This window comes from Pseudonocardia sp. P-1, from assembly GCF_058111925.1.
On the sequence record NZ_CM176614.1, the window covers coordinates 3415023 to 3437778 of the forward strand.

Below are 22756 nucleotides of genomic sequence, written 5' to 3' on the forward strand. Positions count from 1 at the left end.
GTATTGATTGACATGTGCAGGCATGAACCCTAGCTTTCTCGCATCCCCCGATGTGAGGAGCACCACCTGATGGCGATTCCACCCCCTGATGCCGCCCGTCTGGCGGCGTTGAACAAGCACTATGCGTTCGGTCTGTCCGAGGCGGAGTTGGCCGAGTTCGGTCCGGCGGTGGCTGCGACGCTGGCGTCCTCGGAGCGGGTCGAGGAGCTCTATCGGGCGTCGGCGCCGCAGGCCCCGCAGCGGGAGTGGTCCGAGCCGGCGGACAACCCGCTGGGTGGCTGGTACGTGACCACGTCGGTGACCGGTGCGGCGGAGGGCCCGTTGGCCGGGCGGACCGTGGCGCTCAAGGACAACATCGCGTTGGCCGGGGTCCCGATGACCAACGGGTCGGCCACGGTGGAGGGGTTCGTGCCCTCCCGTGACGCGACGGTCGCGACCCGCCTGCTGGCCGCCGGGGCGACGATCACCGGTAAGGCGATGTGTGAGGACCTGTGTTTCTCCGGGGGCAGTTTCACCTCCCGGCCGTGGCCGGTGGGCAACCCCTGGGACCCGACCCGTATCTCGGGTGGGTCCTCGTCGGGTAGTGCGGCGCTGGTCGGGTCCGGGGCGGTCGACATGGCCGTGGGTGGTGACCAGGGCGGCTCGATCCGTATGCCGTCGGCGTTCTCGGGCACGGTCGGGCACAAGCCCACCCACGGCCTGGTGCCCTACACCGGTGCGTTCCCCATCGAGGCCACGATCGACCATCTGGGCCCGATCACCCGCACGGTGTCCGACGCCGCACTGATGCTGGGTGTGATCGCCGGGGTGGACGGGCTCGATGTGCGTCAGCCCACCGAGCTCGAGCCGGTCGACTACCTGGCTGCCTTGGAGCGGTCGGCAGGCGGGTTGCGGGTCGGGATCGTGACCGAGGGCTTCGCCCGCCCGGAGAGCGACCCGGCCGTGGACGAGGCCGTGCGTGCGGCGATCGGGACGCTGACCGATGCGGGTCTGGTCGCCGAGGAGGTCTCGATCCCCTGGCACCTGGACGCGATGGCGGTCTGGAACGTCATCGGGACCGAGGGAGCCGCGCACCAGATGATCGACGGCAACGCCTACGGCATGAACTACCCGGGTCTCTACGACCCGGAGCTGATCGCGCACTACCACCGCGGGCGTCACGCCCGCGGGTCGGAGCTGTCCAAGACCGTCAAGCTCGTCGGCCTCTCGGGTGGTTACACCTTCGCCCACGCGGGAGGTGCCTACTACGGGATGGCCCGCAACCTGGCCTTCGAGGTGCGAGCGGCCTACGACGCGGCCCTGACCGGCTACGACGTGCTGGTCATGCCGACCGTGCCCTACACCGCGCCCGAGCTGCTCGGGCTCGACGCCGATCTGGACAGCTACCTGCCGACCGCGCTGGGGATGATCGGCAACTGTGCCCCGTTCGACGTGTCCGGGCACCCGGCCGCGTCGGTCCCGGCCGGGCTCGTGAACGGGCTCCCGACCGGTCTGATGATCGTGGGCCGGCGTTTCGACGACGCGACCGTGTTGCGGGTCGCGCACACCTTCGAGCAGGCCGTCGGCGGCTTCCCCGCTCCGCCGGCCCTCACCACCGTGGGAGGACGGCAGTGAACGGAGTCTTCGATCTCGGCGGCACCGACGGGCTGGGCAAGGTCGAGAACGACCACATGTCCGAGCCCGTGTTCCGTGCCGACTGGGAGAAGCGTGCCTTCTCCATGTTCGCGCAGAGCGCCCGCGCCGGGCTGTTCAACGTGGACCAGTTCCGGCACGGCATCGAGAAGATGGACCCTGCCGAGTACCTGATCTCGAACTACTACGAGCACTGGATGCACACGGTCGAGCACTACGCCGAGGCCGCGGGCGTGCTGGACCCGGCCGAGCTGGAGGCGCGGACCCGGCACTACCTCGAGAACCCCGACGCGCCGCTCCCCGAGCGGGAGACCGACACCGAGATCGTCGAGTTCGTCGACTGGGCGGTCACCAACGGGTTCCCGGCCCACCGCGAGTCGGACAAGGTCGCGCAGTTCTCCGTCGGCGACGAGGTCGTCATCTCCTCCGAGAGCCCCTACGGCCACACCCGCCGGGCCCGCTACATCCGCGGCCGCCGCGGCGTGATCAGCGCGGCCCACGGCACCTACCTCTACCCCGACACCGCCGGCAACGGGCTCGGCGACTGCCCCGAGCACCTCTACACCGTCCGTTTCGACGCCGCCGAGCTGTGGGGCGCCGAGTACGCGGACCCGAACGGCGTCAACTACTTCGACGTGTGGGAGCCGTACCTCTCGCCCGTCCCCGCCACCCAGGGAGCCTGACCCATGACCGCGAAGCCCACCGACACCCCGCTCCGCACGCAGGAGGAGATCACCGCCCGGGTCAAGGCCCTGGAGTCGCTGCTGATCGAGAAGGGCGTGATGACCACCGCGGCGGTCGACCGTCTCGCCGAGGTCTACGAGAACGAGGTCGGTCCGCAGCTGGGGGCGAAGGTCGTCGCCAAGGCGTGGACCGACCCGGAGTTCAAGGCGCGCCTGCTGGAGGACGCCTCCGCCGCCTGCCGCGAACTCGGTGTCGGCGGCCTGCAGGGTGAGGAGATGGTCGCCGTCGAGAACACCGACGACGTCCACCACGTCATCGTCTGCACGCTGTGCTCGTGCTACCCGTGGCCGGTGCTCGGGCTGCCCCCGAACTGGTACAAGGCGCCGCCGTTCCGTGCCCGCATCGTGCGTGAGCCGCGGAAGGTGCTGGCCGAGGACTTCGACCTGTCGCTGCCCGACAGCGTCGAGATCCGGGTGTGGGACTCCAGCTCCGAGCTGCGCTACTGGGTGCTGCCGCAGCGCCCGGCCGGCAGCGAGCACCTCTCCGAGGACGAGCTGGCCGCGCTGGTCACGCGCGACTCGATGATCGGCGTCGGCAAGCCGAAGCCCGTGTTCACCGAGGCGGCCCGCGGATGAGCACCGGGGTCCGCGCGGACGCCACCGAGCTGGGCGACGCCCGCCGCCGGATCGAGAAGCTCGTCTGCGACATGCCCGGGGCGGACAAGCCGTTCACCGAGCCGTGGGAGCTGCGGGCCTTCGCCATGGCGGTCGCCGCGTACCACGAGGGCCACTACGAGTGGAGCGAGTTCCAGCTCTCCCTGGTCGAGGCGATCAAGGCCTGGGAGAACGGCGACGGCGGCGAGCCCTGGAGCTACTACCAGCACTGGCTGGACGCGCTCGAGCACACGCTCGCCGCGAGCGGGGCCCTGTCCGACTCCGTCGCGCTCGACGACCGCACCCGCCAGGTGCTGGCCACGCCGCGCAACGCGAACCACCACGAGGCACGACGCGAGCCGGTCGCGATCGACCCGGCCCGCTGAACGACGCGTGCGGGACCGGTCCGCGCTCCCCGCGGGCCGGTCCCGCCCGTCCTTCCCGACACCCCGATCGGAGGCGGCACCGTGGACCTGCTGGTCAACCTGGCCGAACGCGCGGTGCTCCGGCACGGCCTCACCACCGCCGCCACGATCGACCGCTGGTACGACCACCACGCCGACGAGGTCGGCCCCCGCGCCGGTGCCCGTGCGGTCGCCCGGATCTGGACCGGCACGGGGCGGCCGGACACCGCGGACGCGGCCGGTGCCCGGCTCGGCCGCTGTGGGTGCGGCCGGGTCTGGCGCACCCACCGCGACACCCCCGGTGTCCGCAACGTGGTGCTCCCCGCCGCGACCGGGTGCAGCGGCTGGCCGGTGCTCGGGGTGCCCCCGAGCTGGTACCGGCCGCGCTCGGAGTACCTGCTCGACGTCGCGGGGGACACCGGCCCCGGGGTCCGCACCGCGATCTGGTCGGACTCGGCCCGCGTCCACCACCTGGTCGTCCCGGGGGCGCCGGCGCGGTGCACCGACGGCCCGGCCGACCTGGAGGGACGTGTCAGCCGGGCGGCGCTGCGGGGTCTCGACCCCGCCCCGTCCCCGGCGCCGCCGGACGCCCGGTGGGCCCGCGGCCTGCCCGGGTACGACCTCGACGAGCGGCTGCTCGACCGGCCGTGGCAGCTCCGCGCGGTCGCACTCGTCCTCGCCGTCGGGACCGACCGCCCGGACCTGCGCCCGCTGCTCGCCGCCGCGGTCGCCGCCGCGCCGTCGGCCGAGGTCTACGCCGCCTGGCCCGCCGCGGCGGCCGCGGCCGTGCGGACTGCGCGTGGGTGTGGACCCACGGGGTCCGGGTAGGCCGGGGTCCGACGGCTTCAACCCCGCAGGCCGTGTCCACGACCCCGGAAGGGGTCGCGCCCCACAGCCCACGAGGTGTCACCCGTGTTCCTGCACGTCCAGCGACTGTTGAACGAGATCGTCCCCGACGAGCCCGACCCCGCCGCGGCGAATGCGCTGCAGGAGGGGCTGGGTGGCCAGTTCGGCGAGATGCGCACGATGATGCAGTACCTGTTCCAGAGCTTCAATTTCCGCGGTCCGGACGGGAAGCCCTTCCGTGACCTGCTCTACGGCGTCGGGACCGAGGAGATCGGGCACGTCGAGCTGATCGCCACCACGATCGCCCGGCTCACCGACGGCTCGCCCCGCTACCAGGGCAGCGCGCCCGACGACATGGACACGCCCGGCGCAGGCGGGGCGACCCCGCTGAGCGCGGCCCTGACCGAGGGCAACATCCACCACTACCTGGTGGGGGCCCAGGGGGCGCTGCCGGTCGACGCGCAGGGTGACCCGTGGACGGGCAAGTACGTCTACGACAGCGGCAACCTGCCGCTCAACCTGCTCTACAACCTCATGCTCGAGTCGACCGGCCGGCTGCAGAAGTGCCGGCTCTACGAGATGACGGCGAACAGGACGGCGCGCTCGACGATCGCGTACCTGATCGTGCGCGACCAGGCCCACGAGAACGCCTACGCCAAGGCGCTCGAGGCGCTCGGGGTCAACTGGAACACGCTGCTGCCGATCCCGAAGACGAACGCCGAGAAGTTCCCCGAGGTGGCGACGCTGCTGGAGCAGGGTCTGCAGAGCAAGCAGTACACGTTCAGCCTCGACCAGCTCTCCGAGGCAGGGAAGCTCTACCGCGGTCCGTCGCCGTCGAACGACGGGACGACGCTGTCGACCGCGCAGGCGCCCGACGGCGTCCCGATGGACATCGCCGTCGAACGGCCCGAGGAGTTCGGACCGGGACTCGACCCGGAGCTGCTGGCGATGGTCCAGGCCGTCGCCGAGATGGAGGGTGACGAGCCCGCAGGTCAGTGGGGTCGCGTCGGCTGACGCACGTCCGGGCGGACGGGGCGGGACCGGACGCGGTTCCGCCCCGTCGTCGTGCAGAACCGCCGACTCGGCGACGACACCATATCGTGTGAATATCTGACGCTCGGTGATTGTTCCCCACGATGGTGTTCTGAGCTTGATGGGCACCTTTCCCGCCATTACGGTTCTTCTCAGCCGGTTCGGGCTCCCCCCTTTGTCGTCGGGCCGGCACGTGCCCGGATCCGAATGGATCCGTGACTCACCAGGAGAAGACTGTGCAGAAGAAGAAGGCCGGTTTCGTCGCCGCCGTGTCCGCCGTCGCCCTGATCGGCCTGTCGCCGCTGGCGTTCGCCGGCTCGGACAGCGTCATCGACAAGGACGCCAAGGGTCTCGTCGCGGGCGCCAACGGCAACAACGCCCAGGTCCCGGTCCAGGCGTGCAACAACAACGTGCCGGTCAACGTCCTGGGTGTCCAGGTTCCGGTCGAGGACGCCGCTGCGGGCAACGGCCTGACCGGTGCCGCCGGCATCGCGGGCAAGGGCAAGGCCGTGTCGGGCGACTCCACCACCGACCAGTCCGACACCTGCGGCCAGGAGGCCGGCGCGGGCGACTCGGTCAACTGACCGACTCCTCGTCGCTGACGTGCCCCGGGACCCTCGCGGTCCCGGGGCACGTCCGTGTCCGGGGCAGGGTCGCGTGACCACCCGCCGTGGTCGTCGTCGCCGGTCCCGGCGCCGCTCCGGGCGGTTCGCCCCGATCGCATTCGACCCGATCGTGGGAGTATCCGAACGGAAAGTAATTCGGCCACCCGATGGTGGTAGAAGAATTGTTCGGGCTCTCCCGCGCAGCTAGATTCGCAGCCAGTCGGCACGGGCTCCCCCTTTTGTCAGCGTGCCGTCATGGAACGGGGCCTTCACCACGGCCCTGAGACCTCATCAGGAGAAGAACTGTGCTGAAGAAGGCCGGAATCATCGTCGCGGCGTCCGCCGCGTCCTTGCTCGCCGTCTCCCCGCTGGCCTTCGCCGGCGACTACGCGGGCGACTCCGCCAAGGACGGCAAGCACCACGGCAAGCACGAGTCGGGCCACATCGACAAGGACGCCAAGGGCCTGCTCGCGGGTGGCCTGAACGGCAACAACGTCAACGTGCCGATCCAGGTCTGCAACAACAACATCCCGGTCAACGTGCTGGGCGTGCAGGCCCCGATCGAGGACGCGAACCTGCTGAGCGGCATCACCGGCGCCCTCGGCCTGGGTGGCGAGGCCAAGGCGGTCTCCGGCGACTCGACCACCGACCAGTCCGACAACTGCGGCCAGACCTCCGGCGCGGGCGACTCGGTCAACTGACCTTCCCGTACCGCGACGTGCCCCGGGACCGTGTGGTCCCGGGGCACCGTCGTGTCCGGGGTCAGCCGCCGGCCCGGCGTGCCTCGCGACGCCGGCGCGCCTCGTCCCGGCGACGACGCTCGGTGTCGGTCGACGGGACCAGCTCCGGGACCGGCACCGGACGCCGGTGCTCGTCCATCGCGACCATCGTGAAGTAACAGCTGTTGGCGTGCCGCTGGGTCCGCTCGGTGATGTTCTCCGTGGTGACCCGGATGCCGATCTCCATCGAGCTGCGCCCGGTGTCGTTCACCGACGCCAGGAAGGTCACGAGCTCGCCGATGTAGATCGGTTCGCGGAAGCGGACCCGGTCCACCGAGAGCGTCACGACGTAGGTCCCGGCCCAGCGGCTCGCGCAGGAGAACGCGACCTGGTCGAGCAGCTTCAGGATCGCACCGCCGTGGACGTTGCCGGAGAAGTTCGCCATGTCCGGCGTCATCAGCACGGTCATCGTGAGCTGATGGCGGGGCAGGCCGCCGGGCGCGGTCACGTCGCCACCGCCAGGATCTCCCGGGTCACCGTCTCCCAGGCCGCCGACAGCGGGTCCACCACCGCGAAGTGGTCGCAGCCGGGCAGCTCGACCAGCCGCACCGACGGGTGCCGGCCCGCGTAGGAGCGGGAGACGCCCAGCGGGACGCGGTCGTCGGCGTCGCCGTGCACGATCGTCACCGGCCCGGGCGGGGGCGGGCCCGCCGCCGGGTCCAGGTCGGTGCGCCCGGCCGCCGGGCCACCGAGGTAGGCGCGGACCGCGCCGTCGCCGAGGTCCTCCGCGTCGGCCAGCGCGAGGTCCGCGACCGGGGCGAGCGGCACCGTCGCCCGCACCAGCGACGGCTCGACGGCCGCGGCGTGCAGCACCAGGTGCCCGCCCGCGGAGTGCCCCACCGCGATGACCGGCCCGGCGACGGCGCGGGCGGCCCGCAGACCGGCGAGCACGTCGGCGACCGTCGCGTCCGGCTCACCGGGCACCCGGCGGTACTCCAGCGAGGCCACCGGCAGCCCCAGTGCGTTCAGCGCGGCCGCCGTCGACCGCAGGTGCGTCCGGTCGATCGGGGGCCGCCAGAACCCGCCGTGCACCAGCACGACCAGCGGGCGCCCGGGCCCACCGTCCGGCCACAGGTCCATGACCTGGTCGGGGTCGTCGCCGACGGCGACGGAGCGGGGCGGCTCGGGGGCCGGGCGGGACAGGACCGATCCGTTCACGACCGGTGGTCTAGCACGGATCACTCCGACGGGCGCCCCGTGGCGGCCCGCCGCCCGGCCTTGCGCAGCTCCAGCACCGCGACCGCGGCCACCGGCACCAGCGCCGCCGCCGTCCACTGCGGACCGGTCAGCGGGGTGAGCCGCAGCGTCTCCCGCAGCACCGGCACGGTCGTGACCACCCACACCGCCACGGCGGTCACCACCGTCCACCACGGCAGGAACCGGTTCGCGAACAGCCCCGCCCGCAGCACCGGCGTCCGCTCGGTGCGCATCACCCAGGCCAGCGCCAGGTGCCCGGACAGCCAGCCCACGAACGCGACCGTCTGCGAGGCGGTCACCAGGTACAGCCCGCCGACGGCGGCGAACAGCGCCGCCGCCCCCGCGGCGAGGTCGCCGAGCAGGGCCCGGTCCAGGAACCGTGCACCCGGGTCGCGCGGTGGGCGGGTCATGGCGTCGCGCTCGGCGGGTTCCGCGGCGAAGGTCGCGCTCCCCGCGATGTCCATGAACATCTCCAGCACCACGATCTGGATCGGGGTGAACGGTACGGCCATCCCGGTGAGCACCCCGGCGGCGACGGTCGCGACCAGCCCGGCCTTGCAGGCCAGGTAGTAGGCGACGCCCTTGCGCAGGTTCCCGTGCAGCGTGCGGCCCTCGTGCAGGGCCCGGGTGAGGGTGGAGACGTCGTCGTCGGCCAGGACCAGCCCGGCCGCCTCGCGCGCCACGTCAGTACCCGACGAGCCCATGGCCACGCCGACGTCGGCCCGGGCGAGCGCGGGGGCGTCGTTCACGCCGTCCCCGGTCACCGCCACCACCTCCCCGCCGGCCTGCAGCGCCGTGACCAGGCGCAGCTTGTGCGCGGGCGAGACCCGGGCGAACACCGGCGTCGACGCGACGGCGGCGGCCAGCGTCGCGTCGTCGAGACCGTCGAGGTCGCGGCCGGTCAGCACCGGGTCCGGGTCGATCCCGACCTCCGCGGCGACGGCCCGGGCGCAGGCGGGGTGGTCGCCGGTCACCATCACCACCCGCACCCCGGCCCGCCGCGCGGCGGCGACGGCCTCGGCGGCGCCCGGGCGCGGCGGGTCGGACAGCGCCACGACCCCCGCGAGGACGAGGTCGCGCTCGGCGTCGCCGACGGTCGCCGGGACCTGCGACGCCGGCCTGCTCGCCACCGCGATCACCCGCAGGCCGCGGGCGGCGAGCGCGGCGACCCGGCCCGCGGTCTCCGGCGACGGCGCCGCGCAGCGGGCCAGCACCGACTCCGGCGAGCCGGTGGTCACCACCGTGGCGGTGCCGGACGCGCCGGCGGGCAGGACGACCGTCATCGTCTCCCGGCCGGGGTCGAACGGGAACCGGGCGACCGGTTCGGCGGGCGTCGGCAGGCCCCGGTCGCGGGCCGCGACGAGGAACGCGACGTCGGTCGGGTCACCGGACCAGCCGCCGTCGGGCTCGGGGGCGGTCTCGGTGCAGGCCGCGCCGAGGCCGAGCAGGGTGTCGTCGTCGACGCCCGGGGCCGGTTCGACCCGCGCGACGGTCATCCGGTTGCAGGTGAGCGTGCCGGTCTTGTCGGTGGCGAGCACCGTCACCAGCCCGAGGGCCTCCGCCGCGCGCAGCCGCCGGACCAGCCCGCGCCGCCGCGACAGCCGGTACGCGCCGAGCCCGAGCACCAGGCTGACGATGATCGGCAGCTCCTCCGGGACCGTCGCGAAGGCCAGGGTGAGCCCGGTCAGCACCATCTCCCGCCACGGCCGCCCGGTCAGCACGCCGACCAGCGGGACGAGCACGCTGAACGCGATCGCCAGTGTCGCGAGGCTGCCGGCGAGCTCGCGCATGGCCTGCTGGAGTGCCGTACGGGGCGGCCGCGCGGCGGCGACGAGCCCGGTGAGTGTGCCCAGCTCGGTGGCCGTCCCCGTCGCGACGACGACGCCGCGGGCCCACCCGGCGACGACCGTCGTCCCGGCGAACACCAGGTTCGCCCGCTCGGCCAGCGCGGTGTCGCCGGAGAGCACCCGGGCGGCGTCCTTGGGGGCGGCGACGGGTTCCCCGGTGAGGGTCGACTCGTCGACGCGCAGCCCCCAGGTCTCGACCAGACGCAGGTCGGCGGGCACCCGCGAGCCCGCGGCCAGCGGCACGAGGTCGCCGGGCACGATGTCGTCGACCCCGACCGAGACGGTGCTCCCGTCGCGCACCACCGGCGTCGTCGGGGCGGTGAGCTCGCCGAGCGAGGCGATGACCGACTTCGCGCGGAACTCGGCGAACACCTCGACCCCGACGACCGCCGCGATGATCACGACGACGGCGACGGTGTCGTCGAACCGCCCCCAGACGCCGTAGAGCACCGCGATCGCCGCGAGCAGCAGCATCATCGGCTCGGTGACCTCGTCGGCGAGCACCCGCAGGAAGGTGACCCGACGCGGGACGACCCACCGGTTGGGGCCGTGCCGCCTCCTCCGCGCCGCGGCCTCGGCGCCGGTGAGGCCCCGCAGCGCGTCCGTACCGAGGTCGTCGACCACGGCCGCACCGGTCGCGGCGTGCGCCCCGCTGCTCACGGGCTCAGTCCGTACGCGGTGGCAGGTCGGGGGCCACGCCCTCGGCGCGGTAGACGGCGGCGGTGAACGCGTCGAGCGCGTGCCGGCAGCGGTCCAGGAGGGCCTCGGCGTCCTTGCCGCGCTCGTCGGGGAAGAAGTCCCGGGACGAGATCGTGGCCAGCCAGCGGGTGAGCCGCTCCAGGTCCTGCTCGTTCTCCTCCAGCTCGGCGAAGGAGTAGTTGTCCCGCGAGGACTCCTTCTCCAGCTCCGCCAGCAGTGCGTCGCCGCGCTCGGTGAACTCGGCGAACTCCTTGCCGCGCTCGGCGCGGATCCGGGCGACGATGCCGTCGTCGCTGGTCCCGGCGGCGACGTCGAGCGCGTATGCGGTCCCGCCGGACTCGCGGACGTAGGCCGCGAGCCCCTCCAGGAACGTGCGGTGCTCGCCGGTCGCCGGCAGCACCCAGGCGCCGTTCTGCAGGCCGACCGCGCCCGCGGCGCGGGCCCGGCGCCACAGCGTGACCCGGGGGCTCGAGGGGGAGGCGGGCAGTTGCGCGAGCAGCAGGACCCAGCCACCGGGCGGCGCATCGGTCATGCCCGGGGACGGTACCGGCCGGCACCGGCGTGCAACAGGTGTTTCGTCGGGTGCGGCGCCGCCGTCGGGTGCGGCAGGCTGGGGCCATGCCCGCCCCCGCCCACCGTCTCGGCCTCGGCCTGGCCGCGATCGCCCGCCCCGCCTACATCACCTCCGGCCGCGCCGACGAGCTCGGCGACGACCGCGACGTCGCCACCCTGCGCGACCGCTCCCGCGCCCTGCTCGACGCCGCGTACGCCGCGGGCGTCCGCTACCTCGACGTCGCCCGCTCCTACGGCCGCGCCGAGGAGTTCCTCGCCGGCTGGCTCGCCGACCGGCCCGGGGTCACCGGCGGTGGGGACCCCGTCGAGATCGGCTCGAAGTGGGGCTACCGCTACGTGGGCGGGTGGCGGACCGACGCCGACACCCACGAGGTCAAGGACCACTCGCTCGACGCCTTCACCGAGCAGTACGCGCTGAGCCGCGAGCTGCTCGGCGACCACCTCGGGACCTACCACGTGCACTCCGCGACGCTCGACACCGGCGTCCTCGACGACGGGCGCGTCCACCGCGCGATGGCTCACCTGCGCGACCGGGGGATCCGGGTCGGCATCTCCACCTCCGGCCCCGCCCAGGGCGACGCGGTGCGCCGGGCGCTGGACGTCCGGGTGGACGGCGAGCCGCTGTTCACCTCGTTCCAGAGCACCTGGAATCCGCTCGAACCCTCGGTGGGCCCGGCGCTGGCCGAGGCCGCCGACGCCGGGGCCCGGGTGATCGTGAAGGAGGTCTTCGCGAACGGCAGGCTCGCCCCGGGCGGTGAGGACGGCACCGAGGGTGCCCGCGCGGCGGCGGCGCTGGCGGCACGCACGGGGGTGCCGCTGGACCGGATCGCCGTCGCCGCGGCGCTGGCGAACCCGTGGGCGTGGCGGGTGCTGCTCGGCCCGGTCGGGACCGACCAGCTCGCGTCGAACCTCGCGGGCGCGGAGCTCACGCTGCCCGCGGACGCGGCCGAGGAGCTCGCCGCGCTGGCCGAACCGGCCGAGCACTACTGGGCCACCCGCTCCGCGCGCCCCTGGAGCTGACCCCGCGTTTCCCGGCGGACATACGCTCGTTTACCTTCCAGCCACCTGGCGGTCGGAGTCGACGTCGTCCACCGATGCCGCCCGGCCGCGTGGTGAGGAGGAGGGGACATGACCGCCCAGGACCATCTCGCCCAGGGCCACGGCGCCCAGGGCCGCGGCGCGCACAGCGCCGACGACGACCCGGCCACGGTCGTCATCCCGCGCTGCGCCGAGGACGCCGGGGCCGGCCCGCGGCCCGCGGCGGCGCCCGGGCCGCGAGCCCGTCCCGCGCGGAGCCGTCGCCCGAGGCCCAGGCCGCCGCGCCGGGCGCACCGCACCTGGCGCTGCTGCGTCGCGGGCCGGTCGTCGGCACCGCCGCCGCGATCGTCGCCGTGCTGGCGCTGGCCCACTACGGCGCCGCCGTCTACGGCATCGGGCGGCCCGGCTTCGAGATCCCCGCCCCGATCCGGCTGGGCACCGAGCTGAACATCTCGACCTGGTTCAGCTCGGCGATGCACCTGACCAACGCGGCGCTGCTCGCGCTGATCGCGGCGAACTCGGTGCGTCGCGAGCGGTGGCGCTGGATCCTGCTCAGCCTGTCCTGCGCGGTCGTCGCGATGGACGAGACCGCGGCCAACCACGAACAGGTCGGCTGGATCATCCACACCACGCTCGGCACGAGCGGCTTCCTGACCTACGCCTGGATCATCCCGGCCGCGGTGCTCGTCGCCGTCGTCGCGGCGCTGTGCCTGCCGATGGTGCTGCGCCGGCCGGGGGCCTGGCTCGTCGTCGCCGGGGCGGCGGTGTTCCTGCTCGGCGCGGTCGGGCTGGAGTCGGCCGGTGGGGCCCTGTTCGAGCAGACCGGTGACGTTCAGTCCTTCACCTACAACGTCCTGGCCGGCACCGAGGAGACCTTCGAGATGGCCGGTCTGGTCATCGCGATGGCGGGGCTGCTCCGCATGGCGGGCGGCAGCGGCCTGCGGATCGCCGGCGCCGGGTTCGTCGACCGGTCCCGCTGACCCACCCGCACACGACGACGGGGCCCCGGTGATCCGGGGCCCCGTCGTCGTGAGTCCGTGCGGTGTTCAGCCCACCCGCGAGTGCTCCTTCTCCTCGGCCAGGCGCAGCACCAGATCGGCGCGCCCGGACTCGATGTCCAGTGCGGACCGCAGCCGCGGCAGCGCGTGGTCGGTGATCCGGGTGCGCAGCGCGGCGAGGTCGGCACCGTCGTCCGCGGTCACGTCCAGGTGGATCTCCGGACGGCGGCGGTCGCCGACGAGCGCGGCGGCGGCGCGCTGGACGCCGTCGTAGCTCTCGATGTCGGCGGCCAGTGCGTCCGCGGCGTGGTCGGAGTGGATCCGGGTCGTCCCGGCGTCCCGGCCCGCCACCTGTGCGGACGGCAGTGTCCACGCCGAGGTGCGCGGCCTGCGCCGGGCCTGGGCGAGCAGCCAGCGCAGCGCCAGCAGCCCGACCACGACGGCGACGGCGAGCGTCACCCACGGCGCCCACTCGGGCAGCGTGAGACCGGCGGGCAGCAGCGGGACCGACGGGTCGATCCCGGGGAGCACCTGGCGCAGGACGCCGGTGCCGAACAGCAGCCCGAACACGCCCGCGGCGAGCAGGACGAGGCCGATCAGGAACAGCAGGGTCCGGTTGAGCCGGGCCGGTGGGATCGCGCTGGCCATCACGCCTCCTTCTGCTTCGTGCCGGTCACGGACACCGTGACCCTGGGGCTGCGTGCCGGTCCGACGGCGTCGAGCCGCTGCGCGACCGCACTGCGGACCCGGTCACGCAGGTCCGCACGCTCGCCGAACGCGGCGTGCGCGGTGACGGCGGCGCGGCGCCCGGTGCTCTTCACCGACGCCTTGGTGACGCCGTCGACGCCGGTGGCGGCGTCGGCCAGCGCCCGGTTGAGGCTGCGCCGGGTGATCCCGGAGTCGAGGTGCTCGGCTCCGCCCGCCGGGGTCAGCGGGAACACGGTCGGGGTGCCCGGCCGCAGTGCGACCACGACGAGCACCAGCCCGACCAGCGCCACCAGACCGGACACGACGAGTACGGGCACGTCGGCTCCGGTGAACCCGGCGACGGTGGACCCCAGCACGCCGAAGTCGATGATCGGCTGCTGTCCGAGGAGCAGCTGTACGACCGCGACGGCGACGACGACGCAGAGCGCGAGCAGGACCAGCGCCACGATGCCCGCGGCGAGGGACTTGCGGGGGCGGCGGATCATTCGAGCTCCCTCGCGGCCGGCCGGGCGGCGCCCGGGACGGTGAGTGCGGTGACGACGACGTCGACCCGCGCGACGGACAACCCGGTCAGCGCCTCGACCTGCCGCACGACGTGCGCGCGGGCGCGGTCGCAGACCGCGGCCACCGGGGACGGGTAGGCGACGGAGATCCGCGCGTCGATCCGGGTCGACTGCCCGGAGACGGTCGCCTCGACGCGGGGGTGGCCGCCGGAGTCGTCGCGGCCGAGCATCCGCCCGACCGTGCCGGTGGTGCCACCGACACCCTCGGTCTCCTCCAGGGCCCCGAGCGCGATCTTCTGCACGACCTGGTCGGCGACGTCGATCCGGCCGCGGTCCTCCGGGGCCGTGCCGCCGGAGCCGTCGGCACCCGCGGAGCCGGTACCGGTGTCGATCGTGCGGGTCGGGGTGTCGTCCGGCGGGGGAGGGGCGAGGCGGGTGGCCCGGATCGTGTCCGGGTCCCCGGTCGCCGTCCCCGCCGGCTCGACGGTGCTCACCGGGTTCACCGGACCTTGTCGCGGCCGCGCCCGGACAGCCCCGACCGCTCGGAGAGCTCGGACAGGTCGAGGTCGCCGTCGAGCCAGCGGCCGACGGCGAGGCCGATCGCGCCGAGAATCAGGGCGAGGACGAACCCGCCGAAGCCGCCGACGATGCCGGCGATGGCCAGGAGGAGACCGGCGATCAGGCCGATCTGGGTGTTGGTGGACAGGGACATCACAGTCACGTCCTTCGAGACGAGGAGGTACCGGACGTCCGGGGATGTGGGCGGGCGTCCGGGCGGGTCAGGGGGTGGCCGCGGGAGGGACCGGGAGCTCGCCGGTGGCGGGTGCCGAGTCCGACGGCCGGATCGGCGTCGACTCGGTGGGGCCGGCGTAGTCGCCGACCACCACGTCCACCCGCGCGCCCCCGACGACCGGGAGCAGCGCGGTGCGGACCTGGCGGTCGATCTCGGCCACGGAGGCCGGGTAGCGGCCGACCACGTGTACCTCGACGGCCGGGGCCGTGGGGTCCACGCGGATGCCGCTCACCCGGCGTCCGGGCAGGTAGGTGGCGATCTCACCGAACCGGCCGCCGTGCAGCTGTGCGACGCCGGGGCAACCCAGCACCGCGTCGGCGATCCGGTCGGTGTCGACCGCACCCGTGGCGACGATCCCGTCGCCGTCCGCGGCGACGCGGGCGCTCACGCCACCCGCGAGGTGGACTCGATCTTCTTCGGCTCCTCGTCCTTGCCGTCGTCCTCGGACGGCAGGTGGACGTCGTCGACCGAGATGTTGACCTCGACGACCTCGAGCCCGGTCATCCGCTCCAGGGCGGAGATGACGTTGCGGCGCACGGCCTTCGCCAGGTCGGCGATGGAGACGCCGTACTCGACGACGACGTTGATGTCGACGGCGGCCTGCTTCTCGCCGACCTCGACCGACACACCCTGCGAGGCGTTGGTGGTGCCACCCGGGATGCGCTCGCGCAGCGCGCCGAACGCGCGGGCCGCGCCGCCGCCGAGGGCGTAGATGCCGCTGACCTCGCGGGCCGCCAGACCGGCGATCTTCGAGACGACCGTCTCGGCGATGCGGGTGCTGCCGTGCTCGGACTGCAGGGCGGACGGGGTGCCGGTGACGGCCGGGGTCTTGGTCTCGGTGGTGCTCATGTGCGCCTCCAGGTCGTGGCCCGGTATCGGGCCTCACAGTGGTCCGGATCGGGGGGCCGGTTCGTTCCGGTGGTGCCCCGTCGATCCGCTCGACACACATAGGAGGTCCCGGGGCGGCACATCCTCACGGGCGACCTCACGTGGTCGTCGTCACACCGCGGTCGGGGCTGCGGGCCGCTGACCTGGGTTGAAACCCTGTGACCTGCGACGGGAGGTCCGGGCGGGAGATCGGGCCGACCGGTTTGCGATCACCCGATCAGATGATCATCGGACGTGGCGCTCAGCCGGGCGGGAGGCCGATCGTCCAGCCGGTGACATCGCGCAGTGCCACCTGCCAGCAGGCCGGCTCGACGTAGTTCGGCCCGCCGGCGGCGGTCGGGACCACGAGCGCGTCGGTGAAGTAGATCCAGTGGATGTCCTTCACCGGGATGTCCCGGCCGGGGTGCTCGTCGCCGCGGCCGTCGGCCATGTCGTCGAACATGTCGGCCATCGACGCCGCGGACTCGTTGCCCGGGTCGCCCGCGGTGAGCCGGCGCAGCTGGTCCCCGAGCCCGCGCAGCCAGGCCGAGGGGTGCACGGCGTTGCCGAACACGAGCCCGGCCGGTGTGGCGACGGTGAGCGGGACGCTGTTGCGCTCGTCGCGGTAGGCGATCGACAGCACCGCCTGCAGGTAGCTCGGTGCGCTCAGCTCGGGGATCGTGACCACGCGCTGCGCATCGGCCATTCCGGCGGGTCCGTCGGCGTCGACCGTCATGACTCCGGACGGTAACCAGGAACCGCCCGGTCACGACAGGTCCACGTCGACCTGACGAGAACGACCGGACGGTCCAACGGTCGCACCGCCACCCGGCCCAGCCGACCCCTCAGGAACGGCGTGCGCGCGCTGCGACGCCCGGCTCCGGGCGGCGTGGGGACGGCACCGCCACCTCGGGCCGGACCACGACGTCGAACCGGGCCCCGGCGCGGTCGGGGCCGACGCCGTCGACGGTCTCGTGCGCCCGGCCCGTCAGTCCGCGGGCGGCCGCCGCGGCGGCGAGCGCCTCGTGCACCCGGTCGGCCGTCCCGGCCTGCCCGAACGCTCCGCGGTAGTGGTAGGCGAGCAGCATCCCGCCCGGCCGCAGGCGGTCCAGCAGGGCGGCCAGGCCGACCTGCAGCGTGACCGTCTCCCAGTAGTAGAGGACGTCGGAGCAGACGATCAGGTCGAAGTCGCCCTCGGGCATCTCGTGCGGGAGTGTGCGGCGGACGAAGGTCCCCGACGGCACCCGGGCGGCGGCCCGCTGGACCGCGGCGGAGCAGATGTCGACCCCGAGCAGCGCCGCGGTGTGCCCGGCGAGGCGGACCGACAGGTCACCCTCGCCGCAGCCGACCTCCAGCACCCGGTCGAAGCGGCGCCCGGCGAGCGCATCCATGACGGTGCCGTACTTCTGCTGCTCGTACGCCGACAGCCCGATCGAGTACGGGTCCGGGCTGCGGTAGAGCCGGTCGTGCGTGCGCCGGCCCCAGCCCGGCTGCCACAGCCAGGTCTGGCCGGTCCAGCGCGGGTCGTGCTCGTCGCGGCCGAGCCGGGCCAGGCCACGCACCGGGACCGCGGCGGCACGCGCGCCGCCGCTCAGGGAGAGCCGCGCGATCCGCCGGGCGTGGTCGATCGGCGTGCGACGGGCGGGTCGGCTCGCGGCCATCGGGCGCTCCCGGGGACGGACGGGTGATACGTCCGGTGTGTCGCCGGACGACCATCTCCGCGTTACGCCGGATGCCCGAGCACTCCCCGATGCGGTGACTCCGCGCTCACTGCCCCTGACGGGCCGCGGTCTCCTCGGAGGCCTTCACGACCTGCACCTGGTCGCCGATCTGCAGGTAGTCGAAGTACGCCTTGGCCTCGTCCGGCGGGACGTGGATGCAGCCGGCCGAGGAGCGGTTCGGGTCGCCGCTGTGGAAGGCGATGCCGCCGTCGTTGAAGAACACCGACCAGGGCATCGGGGCCGGGTCGCCGTTCGGCAGCCGCGACTCCTCGCTCTTGTGGGTCGCGTCCTTGCGGTAGACGCGCAGGGAGTGGCCGACCGGGGTCTCCTGGCCGTTGCCGCCGGAGGAGATGCCGATCGGGCCACGGATGACCTTGCCGTCCTGGATGAGCCAGGACTTCTGCGAGTCCAGGTCGACGCAGGCCTTGGCGGTGATCGAGCACGGGGTGCCCGGGACGAGCGGCTGTGCGCGGGCCTGCTCGGCGGCGGGGGATCCGGCCAGTGCCGTCCCGGCGACGGCGACACCCGCGATGGTGGCCAGTCCGAGGCCCAGTGCGACGAGGCGGCGGGGCCGCTGCCGGACGGTGTCCATGGGGTGCTCCTGTTCGTCCGCGTCGCTCGGGGAGGCGACGCCACGTGATCGTTCCGTCACCGTGGGAGACGCGCGGGGAGCGCCCGGGGTTGCGTGACGAAAAGCTCTGCCGTGCGCGTCCAGTCTGCACCCCGGCGTCGACCGGCCGGGACGCGGTGCGCTCCCGTCCCGATCACCCGGAAGGACCGTCTCGGTTCCGATGTCCGGTCCGCCCGACTCCGTCGGTCCGGCGCAGCCGGGGCACCTGCTCGCGGCACCGGTGGACGCGACGATGCCGGCGCCCCGTGGGGTCGCCGGCATCGTCGGGAGGGAGGGGGTCAGTGCGGGGTGACCTCGCCCATCTCGACCCAGGCGTCCTTGCCGTCCTCGCTCTGGAAGTTGACGAGCGGCTTCTCCGGCACGACCGAGCCCATGAAGTCGAAGAACTTCTGCGCGTGGTCGGTCTTGACGTGCGCGTCGCCGGCCACGCTGTCCTTGAAGACCTCCACGATCACGAACTCGTTCTGCTTCTCGTAGTTCTCGTGGTAGTCGAAGGAGATGTTGCCCGGCTCGGAGTTCACGTCCTTCTTGTACTGCGAGATGCCGGACAGCCACTCCTCGCGCTTGTCCGGGCGGATCTGGGCCTTGAGCACGATGAGGATCACGTGAGCCTCCGGTTCACTTCTGGTCGGCAACGTCGCCGGGATCTTTCCACGGATCGCCGCATCGCGGGCGTCTCGAAGTGCGACGCCGCGGGCTTGACGACCCCCTCAGCCGAAGGTCGCGGTGTCGATCACGAAGCGGTAGCGCACGTCGCCCCGCACGACCCGCTCCCAGGCCTCGTCGACCTGGTCGCAGGAGATCGTCTCGATGTCGGCGCCGAGGCCGTGCTCGGCGCAGAAGTCCAGCATCTCCTGGGTCTCGCGGATGCCACCGATCTTCGAGCCGGACAGGCTCTTGCGGCCTGCGACCAGTGAGAACCCGTGGTAAGACAGCTTCTCCTCGGGCACGCCGACGTTGACCATCGAGCCGTCGAGCTTCAGCAGCCCGAGGTAGTCGTCGACCGGGATCACCGCGGCCACGGTGTTGACGATCAGGTCGAAGGATCCGGCCAGCTCGGTGAAGGTGGACTCGTCCTCGGTCGCGTAGTAGTGCGCTGCTCCGAGTCGCTTGCCGTCCTGCTCCTTGGACAGCGTGCGGGAGAGCACCGTGACCTCGGCGCCCATCGCCGCGGCGATCTTCACGCCCATGTGGCCGAGACCGCCCATGCCGACGATCGCCACCTTCTTCCCGGGGCCCGCGCCCCAGTGGTGGAGCGGGGAGTAGAGCGTGATGCCGGCACAGAGCAGCGGCGCGGCGACGTCGAGCTCGACGCCGTCCGGGATGCGCAGCACGTAGTTCTCGTCGACGACGATCTGCGTGGAGTAGCCGCCGTAGGTGGGCTCGCCGTCGTACTCCTTCGCGTTGTAGGTCTGCACCTCGCCCTTGAGGCAGTACTGCTCCTCGCCGGCCCTGCAGTTCTCGCACTCGCGGCAGGAGTCGACGAAGCAGCCGACGCCGACGGTGTCGCCCACGGCGTAGCGGGTCACGTCGTCGCCGACCGCGGAGACGACGCCGGCGATCTCGTGGCCGGGGACCATCGGGTAGATGCCCTCGCCCCACTCGTCGCGGGCCTGGTGGATGTCGGAGTGGCAGATCCCGGCGTACCGGATGTTGATGACGACGTCGTGCGGCTTCGGGTCGCGACGGGTCACGGTCCCGCGCTCGAACGGCTTGTTCGGTCCGGCGGTGGTCATGGCAGGCACGGTCGTGGGCACGTTTCCTCCTGGTCGGCGTCGCGTGTGGACGTCGTGTCTGGGGTGGCCGGGCTCCGGCGCCGCAGCGGGGACGGGCGGCCGTCGTGCAGCCGCATCGCCATGTGGCTACCCGTTGATGGTTGTGCACAATGCATCGGCGGGCTGTGGTTCACGTCTCCCACCCGCGGAGGAGTGCAGGATCCGTCGGAGGAGGGATCCGCGACCGCGCCACCGTCCCTACCGTCGTGTCATGACCGGGACGAGGGGGACCGCCGCGGTGCGGCGGGAGGACGGGGCCGTGGTCACGACGGCCGTGCGGCCGTGGTGGAACCGGGTGGGCTGGGTGCTGCACGCGCTGCTGCGGTTCGTCCTGATCATGGTCATGCAGGCCTACGTGTGGTCGAAGCTCAACCTGACCCAGATGGGCCGGGCCGACTACTCCGACGCGCTGGCCATGACCGGCGAGAAGAGCCCGATGGGCCTGCTGTGGGGGCTCATGGCCTACTCCCCGGTGATCCAGTTCCTCGCCGGGTTCGCCGAGCTCGTCGTCGTGCTGCTGCTGGTGTTCCGGCGCACGGCGTGGATCGGCGGCCTGCTCGGCACCGTCGCGCTCGGCACCGTCTTCCTGCTGAACATGACCTACGACGTGCCGGTCAAGCAGATCGCCCTCGCCCTGACGGTCGGGTTCGCGCTCGTCGCGGCCCCGGAGCTGCCGCGGGTGGTGCGGTTCCTGGCCGGGCGTCCGACGGCGGCGACCGAGGGGTCCCCGCGGCTGCTGCCGTGGCCGAGGGTCCGCCGGGTCACCCGGTGGCTCGTCCCGGTGCTCGGGCTGGCCCTGGTCGCCGCGCAGGGTGTGCTGTTCCAGCAGTTCCAGCCCGCCCTCCAGCGGGGTGACCTCGCGCTCGCCGGGGTGTACCGGGTGGTGGAGGACCCGACGGCCCCGGCCGCGCGGCTCGCCGACGACCGGCGCTGGCAGCACGTGGCCGTCGGGCAGTGGACCTACGTCGGGCCGTCGATCCCGCTCCCCGGCTACCCGCAGTCCGGGTCCGCCGGGATCGCGATCCGGCTCGCCGACAGCACGTTCGTCCGCGGGACGTGGCGGCCCGTGGGGGACCGGACGATCCGGGTCGAGTGGAACCCGCCGCAGTCCGGGGCCGCCCCGATGTTCGAGCCCGCCGTCCGGACGGTCGAACTCACCTGGGTGGTCCGGCCCGACGGCCGGGTGGAACTGGCCGGGGACGGGCAGCGGCTCGTGCTGGAGAGCGATCCGGAGCGGCGCTTCCTCTACGACCGCGGCTTCTCCTGGGCGGAGGGCAACGGGGCGGCCGTCAACCGGTGAGGCCCTACGCTGGCCCGATGCTTCCACGGCTCGGGCTCGCCGAGTGGGTCGTCCTGGCCGTGGCCGGTGAGCGCCCGGTGCACGGCTTCGCCGTCGCCGCGCTCACCGCCGCCGACGGCGAGCTGGGCCGGGTGTGGCAGATCCCGCGCCCGGTCGTCTACCGGGCCATCGGCAGGCTGGTCGACGCCGGCCTGATCACCGCCGAGGCCGTCGAGACGAAGGGCGGCCCGCCCCGCACCCTCTACGCCGCGACCACCACCGGCCGCGGCCACGTCGACGCCTGGCTGAACACCCCCGTCCCGCACGTGCGGGACCTGCGCTCGGAGTTCCTGCTGAAGCTGGCGGTGCTGCACCGGCACGGCCGGGATGCGACCGCGCTGGTCGACGCCCAGCGTCGCGAGCTGGCCCCGATCGTCGCGGCGCTGCGGGCCGAGCAGGACCGGGCCGGACGGGCGGGGGACGGCGCCGACGAGTTCGACCGGATGCTGGCCGCCTGGCGGCGCACCTCGGCGGAGGCGGCGCTGGCCTTCCTCGACGAGCTCTGACTTGTGCCCCCGGCACGGATAGCGGATAGTATCGGTATCCGATCAGGAGGGTGGTCATGTTGGACGTACGCATCGGTGACGCCGAGCGGGAGCGCGCACTGGAGCGGCTCGGCAGGCACGTGGGGGACGGGCGGCTCGACCTCGCCGAGTTCTCGACCCGCAGCGAGCAGGTGACCGCGGCGCGCACGGCGTCGGAGCTCGCCGCGGTCGAGGCGGACCTGCCCCGGCTGCCGCGACCCGCCGACCCGGAGCGTGAGCGTCGGGTCCGCCGGACCGTCCTGGCTGCGACCTGGGGGCCGTGGGCGCTGACTGCGGTGGTCGTCCTGACGGTCTGGGCCGCCGTCGCGCTCGGCGGGGGCGGGGGCTACTTCTGGCCGATCTGGGTCATCGGGCCGTGGGGTGCGGTGCTCGCGCTCGGCACGCTCACCGGTCGCTCGGTCGCCGGTCCGTGCGGGCGGGCGAGAACCGGCGCGGAACGGGTACACCGGGTACATGCCCCGTCGTGACCTGACCTGGATCCCCCGCCTGCTGGGCGCCGCCACCGCCGCCTACGGTGCGGCCGTCGCCGCGAAGCCGGACGTGCTGCTGTCGCCGACGAAGCTGTCCGGCGGCGGCCGGACCCCGTCCGCGGGGACCACGCTGCTCGCGCGGGCGGTCGGCGGGCGGGACCTCGCGTCCGGCCTGGCCATGGCGCTGGCTCCGGCCGGCACCCCGCTCAAGGTTGCCGTCGCGGTGCGGGTCGGCGCCGACATCGTCGACCTCGTGGTGCTGGGCTCGCAGCTCCCCGACCGCGACGCCCGGGAGAAGGCGACCATGGTCGCCGCCGGCTGGGGCGCGCTGTGCGCGCTCTCGCTGCTCGCCGCCGACCCGCCGCGCCGGGGGTTGCTCGGGCGCGCATGACAGCCCGCGGGCCGTCCACCATGATC

At 73.6% G+C, this 22756-nt stretch carries 29 protein-coding genes; 14 read left to right on the forward strand and 15 right to left on the reverse strand.

Annotated elements, in window-relative coordinates:
* Positions 1-69: 69 nt before the first annotated feature.
* The 8 genes from AC0GKK_RS16780 to AC0GKK_RS16815 all read left to right on the forward strand — a co-directional run bounded on the left by AC0GKK_RS16780 (position 70) and on the right by AC0GKK_RS16815 (position 6557).
* On the forward strand, positions 70-1614 hold the full coding sequence (locus tag AC0GKK_RS16780; RefSeq protein WP_489882055.1) for an amidase: 1545 nt from the start codon (positions 70-72) through the stop codon (positions 1612-1614).
* Positions 1611-2315, forward strand: a complete 705-nt coding sequence (nthB, locus tag AC0GKK_RS16785) for a nitrile hydratase subunit beta (protein ID WP_482638564.1) — start codon at positions 1611-1613, stop codon at positions 2313-2315. The genes AC0GKK_RS16780 and nthB overlap by 4 nt, the downstream gene beginning before the upstream one ends.
* A gap of 3 nt (positions 2316-2318) precedes the next feature.
* The gene (gene nthA, locus AC0GKK_RS16790; protein WP_357437183.1) at positions 2319-2951 is read left to right on the forward strand and encodes a nitrile hydratase subunit alpha; all 633 of its coding nucleotides are present in this window, start codon (positions 2319-2321) and stop codon (positions 2949-2951) included.
* Positions 2948-3355 carry a nitrile hydratase accessory protein gene (locus tag AC0GKK_RS16795; RefSeq protein WP_346102093.1) on the forward strand — a complete coding sequence of 136 codons (408 nt, stop codon included), beginning with the start codon at positions 2948-2950 and terminating at the stop codon, positions 3353-3355. Before nthA ends, AC0GKK_RS16795 begins: the two co-directional genes overlap by 4 nt.
* Positions 3356-3436: 81 nt before the next feature.
* On the forward strand, positions 3437-4201 hold the full coding sequence (locus AC0GKK_RS16800; RefSeq protein ID WP_251783453.1) for a nitrile hydratase subunit alpha: 765 nt from the start codon (positions 3437-3439) through the stop codon (positions 4199-4201).
* An 84-nt stretch (positions 4202-4285) separates the two neighbouring features.
* On the forward strand, positions 4286-5233 hold the full coding sequence (locus AC0GKK_RS16805) for a manganese catalase family protein (RefSeq protein WP_489882056.1): 948 nt from the start codon (positions 4286-4288) through the stop codon (positions 5231-5233).
* 254 nt (positions 5234-5487) lie between these two features.
* Positions 5488-5835 carry a hypothetical protein gene (locus tag AC0GKK_RS16810; RefSeq protein ID WP_208822832.1) on the forward strand — a complete coding sequence of 116 codons (348 nt, stop codon included), beginning with the start codon at positions 5488-5490 and terminating at the stop codon, positions 5833-5835.
* A 326-nt stretch (positions 5836-6161) separates the two neighbouring features.
* Positions 6162-6557 (forward strand): hypothetical protein, encoded by a 396-nt coding sequence (locus AC0GKK_RS16815; RefSeq protein ID WP_208822834.1) that lies wholly within the window; start codon positions 6162-6164, stop codon positions 6555-6557.
* A 61-nt stretch (positions 6558-6618) separates the two neighbouring features.
* Here the strand turns inward: AC0GKK_RS16815 and AC0GKK_RS16820 are convergent, their stop codons facing one another.
* Genes AC0GKK_RS16820 through AC0GKK_RS16835 form a run of 4 tightly spaced genes read right to left on the reverse strand, consistent with a single transcriptional unit; the run spans position 6619 to position 10910 of the window.
* Positions 6619-7083, reverse strand: coding sequence for an acyl-CoA thioesterase (locus AC0GKK_RS16820; protein ID WP_217266902.1), 465 nt, complete (start codon positions 7081-7083; stop codon positions 6619-6621).
* Entirely contained in the window at positions 7080-7793 is a 714-nt protein-coding gene (locus tag AC0GKK_RS16825; protein ID WP_489882057.1) for an alpha/beta hydrolase family protein, read from the reverse strand. The genes AC0GKK_RS16820 and AC0GKK_RS16825 overlap by 4 nt, the downstream gene beginning before the upstream one ends.
* A gap of 20 nt (positions 7794-7813) precedes the next feature.
* The gene (locus AC0GKK_RS16830) at positions 7814-10339 is read right to left on the reverse strand and encodes a cation-translocating P-type ATPase (RefSeq protein WP_489882058.1); all 2526 of its coding nucleotides are present in this window, start codon (positions 10337-10339) and stop codon (positions 7814-7816) included.
* Between the two features lie 4 nt (positions 10340-10343).
* Positions 10344-10910 (reverse strand): Chromate resistance protein ChrB, encoded by a 567-nt coding sequence (locus AC0GKK_RS16835; RefSeq protein WP_489882059.1) that lies wholly within the window; start codon positions 10908-10910, stop codon positions 10344-10346.
* An 86-nt stretch (positions 10911-10996) separates the two neighbouring features.
* Here AC0GKK_RS16835 and AC0GKK_RS16840 point away from each other — a divergent pair, with 86 nt between their 5' ends.
* Both AC0GKK_RS16840 and AC0GKK_RS16845 read left to right on the forward strand, forming a co-directional pair.
* Positions 10997-11971 carry an aldo/keto reductase gene (locus AC0GKK_RS16840; RefSeq protein WP_346102106.1) on the forward strand — a complete coding sequence of 325 codons (975 nt, stop codon included), beginning with the start codon at positions 10997-10999 and terminating at the stop codon, positions 11969-11971.
* A 371-nt stretch (positions 11972-12342) separates the two neighbouring features.
* Positions 12343-12969: a DUF8692 domain-containing protein gene (locus tag AC0GKK_RS16845; protein WP_489882060.1), complete on the forward strand. Its 627-nt coding sequence runs from the start codon at positions 12343-12345 to the stop codon at positions 12967-12969.
* Between the two features lie 66 nt (positions 12970-13035).
* Here the strand turns inward: AC0GKK_RS16845 and AC0GKK_RS16850 are convergent, their stop codons facing one another.
* The 11 genes from AC0GKK_RS16850 to AC0GKK_RS16900 form a co-directional block, all read right to left on the reverse strand.
* Positions 13036-13635: an Asp23/Gls24 family envelope stress response protein gene (locus AC0GKK_RS16850; RefSeq protein ID WP_489882061.1), complete on the reverse strand. Its 600-nt coding sequence runs from the start codon at positions 13633-13635 to the stop codon at positions 13036-13038.
* Positions 13635-14180, reverse strand: coding sequence for a DUF6286 domain-containing protein (locus AC0GKK_RS16855; RefSeq protein ID WP_489882062.1), 546 nt, complete (start codon positions 14178-14180; stop codon positions 13635-13637). Before AC0GKK_RS16855 ends, AC0GKK_RS16850 begins: the two co-directional genes overlap by 1 nt.
* Positions 14177-14692: an Asp23/Gls24 family envelope stress response protein gene (locus AC0GKK_RS16860; RefSeq protein WP_346102114.1), complete on the reverse strand. Its 516-nt coding sequence runs from the start codon at positions 14690-14692 to the stop codon at positions 14177-14179. The genes AC0GKK_RS16855 and AC0GKK_RS16860 overlap by 4 nt, the downstream gene beginning before the upstream one ends.
* 5 nt (positions 14693-14697) lie before the next feature.
* On the reverse strand, positions 14698-14910 hold the full coding sequence (locus AC0GKK_RS16865; RefSeq protein WP_062398628.1) for a hypothetical protein: 213 nt from the start codon (positions 14908-14910) through the stop codon (positions 14698-14700).
* Positions 14911-14977: 67 nt separating this feature from the next.
* The gene (locus tag AC0GKK_RS16870) at positions 14978-15379 is read right to left on the reverse strand and encodes a hypothetical protein (protein ID WP_073575989.1); all 402 of its coding nucleotides are present in this window, start codon (positions 15377-15379) and stop codon (positions 14978-14980) included.
* Complete coding sequence (locus tag AC0GKK_RS16875) at positions 15376-15840, reverse strand: Asp23/Gls24 family envelope stress response protein (protein WP_073575988.1); 465 nt, start codon at positions 15838-15840, stop codon at positions 15376-15378. Before AC0GKK_RS16875 ends, AC0GKK_RS16870 begins: the two co-directional genes overlap by 4 nt.
* Positions 15841-16120: 280 nt before the next feature.
* Positions 16121-16594 (reverse strand): hypothetical protein, encoded by a 474-nt coding sequence (locus tag AC0GKK_RS16880; protein ID WP_100878979.1) that lies wholly within the window; start codon positions 16592-16594, stop codon positions 16121-16123.
* A 109-nt stretch (positions 16595-16703) separates the two neighbouring features.
* Positions 16704-17519: a class I SAM-dependent methyltransferase gene (locus AC0GKK_RS16885; protein WP_489882063.1), complete on the reverse strand. Its 816-nt coding sequence runs from the start codon at positions 17517-17519 to the stop codon at positions 16704-16706.
* Between the two features lie 106 nt (positions 17520-17625).
* Positions 17626-18171: a L,D-transpeptidase gene (locus tag AC0GKK_RS16890; protein ID WP_062398619.1), complete on the reverse strand. Its 546-nt coding sequence runs from the start codon at positions 18169-18171 to the stop codon at positions 17626-17628.
* A 317-nt stretch (positions 18172-18488) separates the two neighbouring features.
* Positions 18489-18815, reverse strand: coding sequence for a putative quinol monooxygenase (locus AC0GKK_RS16895; protein ID WP_489882064.1), 327 nt, complete (start codon positions 18813-18815; stop codon positions 18489-18491).
* Positions 18816-18920: 105 nt separating this feature from the next.
* Positions 18921-19946, reverse strand: a complete 1026-nt coding sequence (locus tag AC0GKK_RS16900) for an NAD(P)-dependent alcohol dehydrogenase (RefSeq protein WP_489882065.1) — start codon at positions 19944-19946, stop codon at positions 18921-18923.
* A 250-nt stretch (positions 19947-20196) separates the two neighbouring features.
* Here AC0GKK_RS16900 and AC0GKK_RS16905 point away from each other — a divergent pair, with 250 nt between their 5' ends.
* Genes AC0GKK_RS16905 through AC0GKK_RS16920 form a run of 4 tightly spaced genes read left to right on the forward strand, consistent with a single transcriptional unit; the run spans position 20197 to position 22730 of the window.
* Positions 20197-21285: a hypothetical protein gene (locus AC0GKK_RS16905; RefSeq protein WP_489882066.1), complete on the forward strand. Its 1089-nt coding sequence runs from the start codon at positions 20197-20199 to the stop codon at positions 21283-21285.
* A 17-nt stretch (positions 21286-21302) separates the two neighbouring features.
* Positions 21303-21830 carry a PadR family transcriptional regulator gene (locus AC0GKK_RS16910; RefSeq protein WP_482638555.1) on the forward strand — a complete coding sequence of 176 codons (528 nt, stop codon included), beginning with the start codon at positions 21303-21305 and terminating at the stop codon, positions 21828-21830.
* A gap of 56 nt (positions 21831-21886) precedes the next feature.
* Positions 21887-22336 carry a DUF1707 SHOCT-like domain-containing protein gene (locus tag AC0GKK_RS16915; protein WP_357437152.1) on the forward strand — a complete coding sequence of 150 codons (450 nt, stop codon included), beginning with the start codon at positions 21887-21889 and terminating at the stop codon, positions 22334-22336.
* Positions 22323-22730 (forward strand): hypothetical protein, encoded by a 408-nt coding sequence (locus tag AC0GKK_RS16920; RefSeq protein WP_489882067.1) that lies wholly within the window; start codon positions 22323-22325, stop codon positions 22728-22730. The genes AC0GKK_RS16915 and AC0GKK_RS16920 overlap by 14 nt, the downstream gene beginning before the upstream one ends.
* Positions 22731-22756 lie beyond the last annotated feature (26 nt).

Bases quoted from the DNA above. Each gene is read 5' to 3' on its own strand.
- AC0GKK_RS16780 (WP_489882055.1), top strand. From the start codon at position 70: ATGGCGATTCCACCCCCTGATGCCGCCCGTCTGGCGGCGTTGAACAAG.
- nthA (WP_357437183.1), top strand. From the start codon at position 2,319: ATGACCGCGAAGCCCACCGACACCCCGCTCCGCACGCAGGAGGAGATC.
- AC0GKK_RS16795 (WP_346102093.1), top strand. From the start codon at position 2,948: ATGAGCACCGGGGTCCGCGCGGACGCCACCGAGCTGGGCGACGCCCGC.
- AC0GKK_RS16835 (WP_489882059.1), bottom strand. From the start codon at position 10,910: ATGACCGATGCGCCGCCCGGTGGCTGGGTCCTGCTGCTCGCGCAACTG.
- AC0GKK_RS16840 (WP_346102106.1), top strand. From the start codon at position 10,997: ATGCCCGCCCCCGCCCACCGTCTCGGCCTCGGCCTGGCCGCGATCGCC.
- AC0GKK_RS16850 (WP_489882061.1), bottom strand. From the start codon at position 13,635: ATGGCCAGCGCGATCCCACCGGCCCGGCTCAACCGGACCCTGCTGTTC.
- AC0GKK_RS16855 (WP_489882062.1), bottom strand. From the start codon at position 14,180: ATGATCCGCCGCCCCCGCAAGTCCCTCGCCGCGGGCATCGTGGCGCTG.
- AC0GKK_RS16865 (WP_062398628.1), bottom strand. From the start codon at position 14,910: ATGTCCCTGTCCACCAACACCCAGATCGGCCTGATCGCCGGTCTCCTC.
- AC0GKK_RS16875 (WP_073575988.1), bottom strand. From the start codon at position 15,840: ATGAGCACCACCGAGACCAAGACCCCGGCCGTCACCGGCACCCCGTCC.
- AC0GKK_RS16880 (WP_100878979.1), bottom strand. From the start codon at position 16,594: ATGACGGTCGACGCCGACGGACCCGCCGGAATGGCCGATGCGCAGCGC.
- AC0GKK_RS16885 (WP_489882063.1), bottom strand. From the start codon at position 17,519: ATGGCCGCGAGCCGACCCGCCCGTCGCACGCCGATCGACCACGCCCGG.
- AC0GKK_RS16890 (WP_062398619.1), bottom strand. From the start codon at position 18,171: ATGGACACCGTCCGGCAGCGGCCCCGCCGCCTCGTCGCACTGGGCCTC.
- AC0GKK_RS16900 (WP_489882065.1), bottom strand. From the start codon at position 19,946: ATGACCACCGCCGGACCGAACAAGCCGTTCGAGCGCGGGACCGTGACC.
- AC0GKK_RS16905 (WP_489882066.1), top strand. From the start codon at position 20,197: ATGACCGGGACGAGGGGGACCGCCGCGGTGCGGCGGGAGGACGGGGCC.
- AC0GKK_RS16910 (WP_482638555.1), top strand. From the start codon at position 21,303: ATGCTTCCACGGCTCGGGCTCGCCGAGTGGGTCGTCCTGGCCGTGGCC.
- AC0GKK_RS16915 (WP_357437152.1), top strand. From the start codon at position 21,887: ATGTTGGACGTACGCATCGGTGACGCCGAGCGGGAGCGCGCACTGGAG.
- AC0GKK_RS16920 (WP_489882067.1), top strand. From the start codon at position 22,323: ATGCCCCGTCGTGACCTGACCTGGATCCCCCGCCTGCTGGGCGCCGCC.